7 protein-coding genes and 1 pseudogene are annotated in these 7926 nt (G+C 55.6%); 6 read left to right on the forward strand and 2 right to left on the reverse strand.

Features of this window, described 5'->3' with window-relative positions; genetic code table 11:
• Positions 1–1227: ATP-grasp domain-containing protein (locus Q0510_RS05115; protein WP_298708872.1), on the forward strand; the 1227-nt coding region annotated here is incomplete at its 5' end.
• A gap of 42 nt (positions 1228–1269) precedes the next feature.
• Positions 1270–1749 (forward strand): GtrA family protein, encoded by a 480-nt coding sequence (locus tag Q0510_RS05120; RefSeq protein ID WP_298708874.1) that lies wholly within the window; start codon positions 1270–1272, stop codon positions 1747–1749.
• Between the two features lie 9 nt (positions 1750–1758).
• Here Q0510_RS05120 and Q0510_RS05125 read toward each other — a convergent pair whose 3' ends face one another.
• Positions 1759–2334: a thymidine kinase gene (locus Q0510_RS05125; RefSeq protein WP_298708875.1), complete on the reverse strand. Its 576-nt coding sequence runs from the start codon at positions 2332–2334 to the stop codon at positions 1759–1761.
• 115 nt (positions 2335–2449) lie between these two features.
• Here Q0510_RS05125 and Q0510_RS05130 point away from each other — a divergent pair, with 115 nt between their 5' ends.
• Positions 2450–3229, forward strand: coding sequence for a hypothetical protein (locus Q0510_RS05130; protein ID WP_298708877.1), 780 nt, complete (start codon positions 2450–2452; stop codon positions 3227–3229).
• On the opposite strand, the gene Q0510_RS05135 is transcribed toward Q0510_RS05130, so the two are convergent.
• On the reverse strand, positions 3199–4431 hold the full coding sequence (locus tag Q0510_RS05135) for a glycosyltransferase N-terminal domain-containing protein (RefSeq protein ID WP_298708879.1): 1233 nt from the start codon (positions 4429–4431) through the stop codon (positions 3199–3201). The two genes, Q0510_RS05130 and Q0510_RS05135, sit on opposite strands and share 31 nt — an antisense overlap.
• Positions 4432–4562: 131 nt before the next feature.
• Here Q0510_RS05135 and Q0510_RS05140 point away from each other — a divergent pair, with 131 nt between their 5' ends.
• The 3 genes and pseudogenes from Q0510_RS05140 to Q0510_RS05150 all read left to right on the forward strand — a co-directional run.
• Complete coding sequence (locus tag Q0510_RS05140; protein WP_298708881.1) at positions 4563–5690, forward strand: DegT/DnrJ/EryC1/StrS aminotransferase family protein; 1128 nt, start codon at positions 4563–4565, stop codon at positions 5688–5690.
• A gap of 7 nt (positions 5691–5697) precedes the next feature.
• Positions 5698–7019, forward strand: a pseudogene (locus Q0510_RS05145) (UDP-glucose/GDP-mannose dehydrogenase family protein).
• The coding region (locus tag Q0510_RS05150; RefSeq protein WP_298708883.1) for a UDP-glucuronic acid decarboxylase family protein at positions 7016–7926 on the forward strand (911 nt) is incomplete at its 3' end. The pseudogene Q0510_RS05145 and the gene Q0510_RS05150, both read left to right, overlap by 4 nt.

Raw genomic sequence — 7926 nt, forward strand, 5'->3', positions numbered from 1 at the left:
CGCTTTGCGCAGGCTGTTGAAGACGCCGGGCTCATTTTCATCGGCCCCTCCGCGTCCAGCATCGAAACCATGGGCAGCAAGCTCGCGGCCAAACAAGCGGCGCAAAAATTCGGGGTGCCCATGGTGCCCGGTACGGAAACGCCGCTCAAAAGCCTTGAAGAAGCGAAGGAAGTAGTGAAGAAAACCGGTTTCCCCATCCTCATCAAGGCTTCGGCCGGCGGCGGCGGAAAAGGCATGCGCGTGGTGGAAAATGAAAATGAACTGGAAGAACAGATACGCCTCGCCAAAAGCGAAGCCCTCAGCGCTTTCGGGGACGACGCCGTTTTCATCGAAAAATACGTGGGCTCGCCCCGCCACATCGAAATCCAGGTGCTGGGTGACCGACATGGCAACGTGGTGTACCTCTTCGAAAGGGAATGCTCCATCCAGCGCCGCCACCAGAAACTGATCGAAGAGGCTCCCTCCTCCTGCCTCACCCCGGACATCCGCCAGGCCATGGGCCAGTGCGCGGTAGACGTGGCCCGCGCCTGCAATTACCACGGTGCCGGAACGGTGGAGTTCCTGGTCGACGAAAAACTGAATTTTTATTTCCTCGAAATGAATACCCGCCTCCAGGTGGAACACCCCGTCACCGAAATGATCACGGGCCTCGACCTGGTAAAGGAACAGATCCGCGTAGCCCGCGGCGAGAAACTTTCATTTGGGCAGAACGACCTGACAATCAACGGCCACGCCATCGAACTGCGGCTTTGCGCAGAAGATCCGGCGAACAATTTCCTGCCGGATACCGGCCGGCTGGAAACGTATATCCGTCCGCAGGGCCCCGGCGTACGCGTTGACGACGGGTATGAGGCCGGGATGGATATTCCGATTTTTTATGATCCTATGATTTCCAAGCTGATCGCCTGGGGGGCCGACCGTGAGGAAGCCCGGCTGCGGCTGATCCGTGCGATCGACGAATACCGGGTGACCGGCATCCGCACCACGTTACCTTTTGGTAAGTGGGCGTTGCAGCAGGCGGCGTTCATCGAAGGGAATTTCGACACCAACTTTATTGCACGCTACTTTACGCCGCAGGCCCTGGAGGCTTCGCCGGAAGATGACGCGGCGCGCGCGGCGGCCATTCTTGCGGCCGTTCTCTGGGAGCAGCCCGCTGCGGCCGCTCCGCAGGTCAACGGCAGCGCAAAAACGCCCTCGGCCTGGAAGCAGCGCCGGCATGTGCGTTAGAAATTCCTTTTTCGTTTGTAGCTTTGCCACGTTTTTTACGCAATGAAGCAACTCATTTTAAATATCCTGGCTTTCTTTTACAGGCCGTTCGCGAAAGTGATGCCTTTTCAGACCTTCCGCTACCTGGCATGCGGCGGGGGGAATACGGTGCTGGATATCTTCCTGTTTTTCGTTTTTTACAATTTCGTGCTGAACAAGCAGGTGGTGGAGTTGCCTTTCATCGCGCTGAGCCCGCACATTGCGGCGGTTTTCATGGCTTTTTTGGTGAGTTTCCCGACGGGTTTCCTGTTGAACAAATACATCGTGTTTTCGGATTCCAACCTGCGGGGGCGGGTGCAGCTGGCGAGATATTTCCTGCTGGTGGCCGTGTGCCTGCTGATGAACTACGTGCTGATGAAGCTTTTCGTGGATTATTGCCATTTCTATCCCACCATCGGCAAAATCCTGACAACGGTTGTTGTCGTATGTTTCAGTTACATTACGCAGAAGAAATTTACGTTTAAGGTGAAAGTGGAGCCCTGAGCCGCAGGTTCAGGCAGCATCTCCTTTAGCGTAGCAATGCCGGCAGCGGGGCTCGTAGTGGTCCTTTTCGCCGAGCAAAACCGTCTGCGATCCTGCGGAGAGGCGGTAGGAATGTGTCGCGATGTTACCGCAGCGCACACATATGGCATGTAGTTTGGTAATATACTCCGCCTTGGCAAGCAGGGCCGGAATTGGGCCGAAAGGTTCGCCGCGGAAGTCCATATCGAGGCCGGCCACGATCACACGGATGCCCTGGAGCGCCAGCTGGTCGCAGACATTGGGGAGCTCCAGGTCGAAAAACTGGGCTTCGTCGATGGCGACTACATCGGTGCCCTGGCCGAGCAGGAGAATTTGCTGTGAGCTTTCCACCGGGGCGGAAAGAATGCGCGAATCGTTGTGGGAGACAATATGTTCGTGATCATACCGCACATCCATGGCGGGTTTAAAGATCTCGACGGACAGGTTGGCGATCTTCGCACGGTTCAGCCGGCGGATCAGTTCTTCCGTTTTACCGGAAAACATCGAACCGCAAATCACTTCTATCCAACCTCTCCGGCCTCCTGTAAGCGAAGGTTCAATAAACATATTGTACTATTTTGATTAACAAGTGGTTAAAAAAGTATAACTTAGTTGCAAATAAAATAATTATTTCCGGACTACGTTATCATCACAGATTTGCGGAACAAAATTCAATTAACGCATGGAAAAGATAAATGCATTAATTGACAAACTGCAGGAATTGAAAAATTCTGCTGCGAGTTTGCAATCCATGTCCTACTACACACAGTTGCTGCAGGCGGAAATTCTCCACCAGCGGAATCTTCAGAAGCAGAGCGAGCTATCTTCCCATGGTCACGTAGCCGTGATTATGCCTGCGCACGTGCATGTTTCCGAACCGGTTCCCGCGCCGCCGCCTCCTGCCCCTGTTCCCGTTACGCCAGCAGCTGCAGCGCCCGTTGCCGCACCGGCTACCAACGGCCATACAAACGGATATGCGCCTGACCGCGTTCCCGTGAAGCAGGCGCGCCCTGCATCGGAGAAGCCCGCAGCCAGCGCCACCCTCTTCGATCCCCCTCCTCCCCAGCCACAACCGCAATTCCAGCCTCAGCCCGCGCCGGCACCGGCACCGGAAGCCAACGGCATCCGCCGCGATCTGAACGAATTGGTAGGCCAGCCCGCCGCGTCGCTCAACGACCGGTTCAGCGGTAAAAACATGGAAATAGGAGAAAAGATCGGCAGCATGGGCGTCCCCGACCTCAAGAGCGCGATCGGGATCAACGATAAGTTCCAGTTTATGGAAGCGCTCTTCCGCGGCGATAAAACGATGTATGAGCGCTCGGTGAAAACCATCAACGAATGCGCCAACCTGCAGGAAGCGGAATACTGGATCGAGCGGGAACTGAAGATCAAGCTGGGATGGGACGAATCCGATCCCGTGGCGCAACACTTCTATTCGCTCGTCAGGAAGCGTTTTTCCTGAATATAGCCCATGATTTTTTCGGTTGCGCCTTTGTGGTCCTCCACAAAGCGGGCGGCGATTTCCGCCGTTTGCCCGTAGTAAAACGGATCGTTCAGCGCTTCTATGGCCCTGGCCAGTTCTTTCGCGTTTTGTACTACGATGGCGCCTCTCAGCTGCACCAGCATTTCCGCTTCGAAAAATTGCTGGTACACCGGCCCGATGATCACCGGCCGGCCGTAAGTGGCCGGTTCCAGGAGATTATGAATCCCCGCTTTCCCGAATCCACCGCCCACATAGGCCACCCGGCCATAACGGTACAGGGCCGACAGCATGCCTACATTGTCGATCACCAGCACATCCGGCTGGCGGCCGTTCAATTGGGAGAAGAGTACCGCATCCGGGAATAAAGCCTGGATCTTATCCAGGTGCGCCGTATCGATCTCGTGGGGCGCCAGCACCAGTTGCCGCCCTTCCTTCCCGCCGCCATACCACCATTCCGCCAGGGCTGCCTCATCGGCCTCCCAGGTACTGCCTGCCACGAGCACTTTTTCCAGCCGGAGCGCCGCCTCGATGGCCGGAAGGGCCACCGGTTGCTGCCGGAGCGCCCAGACGCGGTCGAACCGGGTATCCCCCGCCAGCGTCACTGCTTTTATGCCGATATTGTGGAGCAGCGTAATGGAAGTTTCGTTCTGGACGAAGAGATGGTCCATTTTCCGGAGGAGGCCCTTGAACATGGGCACCCCGCCCCAGGGCCTGAAAAACAATTGTTTATGCCGGAATATCCCGGAAATGAGGAGCACCGGTACCTTCCGGGCGTAGAGCGCGGTCAGGAAGTGGTACCAGAATTCATATTTGATGAAAATCGCCAGTTGCGGGCGCACCCCGTCGAGGAAACGGGCCGCGTTTTCGGGGGTATCGAGGGGCAGATAGCAGACGAAGTCGGCCCCGGGCCAATTTTTCCGGACTTCGTACCCTGAGGGCGAGAAGAAAGTGAGCACGATGCGGTGGCCGGGGTACCGGGTGCGGAGGGATTCTAGCACGGGCCGCCCCTGCTCGAACTCGCCCAGGGAGGCGGCATGCACCCAAATGGCGGGTTTCGGCTCCGCCACGGCAGCCTCCAATTCGGGCCAAAGCCGCTCCCGGCCTTCGATCCAGGCTTTTGCCTTCACTTTGCCGTAACGGGCCGCCAGCCCTACGCCGGCCCTGAAAAGCCGGATGCCCATGTTATACAAAAAAATCGATACGCCCACGGTATTGAACATTAATGAGATAAAAAGTAAATATGGTACAAAGATAGTCTCTGCAGCCTAACCCAAAATTTGTAAATTTGCCGTCTCATAAAAAGACATCGTTCATGGTTCCTATTCAGATGGTGGATTTAAAACGCCAGTACAACAAAATTAAACCGCAGGTAGACGCTGCCATGCTGGAAGTGCTTGAAAGCGCCGCATTTATCAACGGGGCGCCCGTGCAGCAATTCGCACAGGAACTGGGCCAATACCTGGGAACCAGGCATGTCATCCCTTGCGCCAATGGTACAGATGCCCTCCAGATCGCCATGATGGCCCTCGGGCTTCAGCCGGGCGATGAGGTCATCACTCCCTCTTTCACCTTTATCGCCACCGCGGAAGTCATCGCCCTGCTGCAGCTGAAACCGGTGTTTGTGGACATCGATCCCAAAACCTACTGCATTGATCCGCAGGCGATTGAGAAAGCCATTACGCCGAAAACAAAAGCCATCGTGCCCGTACACCTCTACGGCCACAGCGCGGATATGGACAGCATCATGGAAATCGCCGAAAAGCATGGCCTTTATGTGATTGAGGACAATGCACAGGCCATCGGCAGCGACTATACCACTAAGAACGGCGTCACCAAAAAAGCCGGCACCTTCGGCCACATAGGTTGCACCTCCTTCTTCCCCAGCAAAAACCTCGGTTGTTATGGCGACGGCGGCGCGCTCTTTACGGACGACGACGCCCTGGACGCGAAGATCCGCATGGTTGCCAACCACGGACAATCCGCCCGTTATTACCACGACGTGGTAGGCGTCAACAGCCGCCTCGATACCCTGCAGGCGGTGGTGCTCCGCATCAAACTGCAGCAGCTCGACGAATACATCGCCGCCCGCCGGAAAGTGGCCGCCGCTTACGACGCAGCTTTCGCCGGCAGCCCGTACATCATCACACCCTACCAGGCGCCTAACCAGGTGCATGTTTTCCACCAGTATACGCTGCAGGTGGAAGGCAAAGACCGTAACGAACTGCAGGCTTACCTGGCGGAGAAGAAAGTACCGGCGATGATTTACTACCCCGTCCCCGGCCATCGCCAGAAAATGTTCGAGGGTATGACCGAAACAAACCAGCACCTTCCTGTTACCGATACACTCACCTCAAAGGTTATTTCCCTACCTATACATACGGAAATGGACCCGGATCAATTAGCACATATTATCGCTTCAATTCAATCATTTTTAAATTAATCCCAACATGAAAATTACCGTGGTAGGCACAGGGTACGTAGGTCTTGTGACCGGCACCTGTTTTGCCGAAACAGGCAACGATGTCACCTGCGTCGACATTGATGTCAAAAAAGTAGAAAAACTTTCTTCCGGGCAGATTACTATTTACGAGCCCGGACTAGAAAAATTGTTCGAGCGCAACCTGAAAGAGGGGCGCCTCCATTTTACGACCAACCTGGAGGAAGGCATCCGCGATGCGGCAGTCAGCTTCCTACGCCTCCCGGTGAAGACGGTTCCGCCGACCTATCCTACATCCTGCGGGTCGCCGACCAGTTAGGCCACATGTTGAAGGATTATAAAATCATCGTTGACAAAAGTACCGTTCCTGTCGGGACTGCCGACAAAGTACACGCAGCCATCGCAAAAAACGTTAGCGTAGACTTCGACGTGGTATCCAACCCCGAGTTCCTGCGCGAAGGCGTAGCGGTAGAAGACTTTATGAAGCCCGACCGCGTGGTGATTGGCACCTCTTCTGAAAAGGCCCGCAAGATCATGGGCGACCTGTATGCGCCGTTTGTCCGCCAGGGGAATCCGGTCATTTTCATGGACGAGAAATCCGCCGAACTGACCAAGTACGCCGCCAACTCTTTCCTCGCCACCAAGATTTCGTTCATGAACGAGATCGCGATTCTGTGCGAGCGCCTGGGAGCGGATGTGGACATGGTACGCCGCGGTATCGGCAGCGACGATCGTATTGGCAAACGCTTCCTCTTCCCCGGCATCGGGTATGGCGGCAGCTGCTTCCCGAAAGACGTGCAGGCGCTGGTGAAATCTTCGCAGACGGTGGATTACGATTTCCGCATCCTGAACGCGGTGATGGACGTGAACGAAGCACAGAAAGTGTTCCTGCTTCCCAAGATCGAATCTTATTTCGACAACAACCTGCAGGGGAAACATTTCGCGCTGTGGGGCCTGGCCTTCAAGCCCAATACCGACGACATCCGCGAAGCCCCGGCCTTATATATCATCGACCGCCTGCTGGCTGCCGGCGCTACCGTTTCCGCCTTTGATCCCGAAGCGATGCCGAATGTGAAGCAATTGCTGGGCGACCGCATCCGTTTTGCAGAGCATCAGTACGACGCGCTGGAAAACGCCGATGCATTGATCATCGCTACTGAATGGAGTGTTTTCCGTACCCCGGATTTCGATAAGATCCGTACCAACCTGAAAGACCAGGTGATTTTCGACGGCCGCAACCTGTTCGAATCTCCGCGCATGCAGGAACTTGGATTTCATTACGAAAGCGTGGGACGCCAGGCCGTTACCCGTTTAAACGCAGTATCAAAATGAATAAAAAACGCATACTGATCACCGGCGCAGCCGGATTTCTCGGCTCCCATCTCTGCGACCGTTTCATAAAAGAAGGTTTTCATGTGATCGGGATGGATAACCTCCTCACCGGCAACATCAAAAACATCGAGCACCTCTTTCCTTTAAAGGAATTCGAATACTTCCACCACGATGTATCCAAGTTCGTTCATGTTCCCGGCGAGCTTGATTACATCCTTCACTTCGCATCCCCCGCCAGCCCGATCGACTATCTCAAAATGCCGATCCAGACACTGAAGGTGGGATCGCTGGGTACCCACAACCTGCTGGGGCTGGCCAAGGAAAAGAAGGCCCGCATCCTGGTGGCTTCCACTTCCGAAGTGTACGGCGACCCCAATGTTCACCCGCAGCCCGAGGAATACTGGGGCAACGTGAACCCGGTGGGCCCGCGCGGCGTGTACGACGAGGCCAAACGCTTCATGGAATCCATCACCATGGCTTATCATAATTTCCATGGCGTGGATACCCGCATCATCCGCATCTTCAACACTTACGGCCCGCGCATGCGGCTCGACGACGGCCGTGCATTGCCCGCCTTTATGAGCCAGGCGCTGACCGGCCAGGACCTCACCGTATTTGGCGACGGTTCGCAGACCAGATCGTTCTGCTATGTAGACGACCTGGTGGAAGGGATCTTCCGGCTGTTGATGAGCGATTACCACTTACCCGTCAACATCGGCAATCCGTCGGAAATATCCCTGCTCGAATTCGCGGAAGAAATCATCAAGCTGACCGGCACGAACCAGAAAATCGTTTTCCAGCCGCTTCCGAAAGACGATCCGAAGCAGCGCAAGCCGGATATCACAAAGGCGAAGGAACTTTTGGGCTGGTCTCCGAAAGTGGACCGTGCCGAAGGGCTTAAGATCAC

This window comes from uncultured Chitinophaga sp. (assembly GCF_937874145.1).
Taxonomy (GTDB): domain Bacteria; phylum Bacteroidota; class Bacteroidia; order Chitinophagales; family Chitinophagaceae; genus Chitinophaga.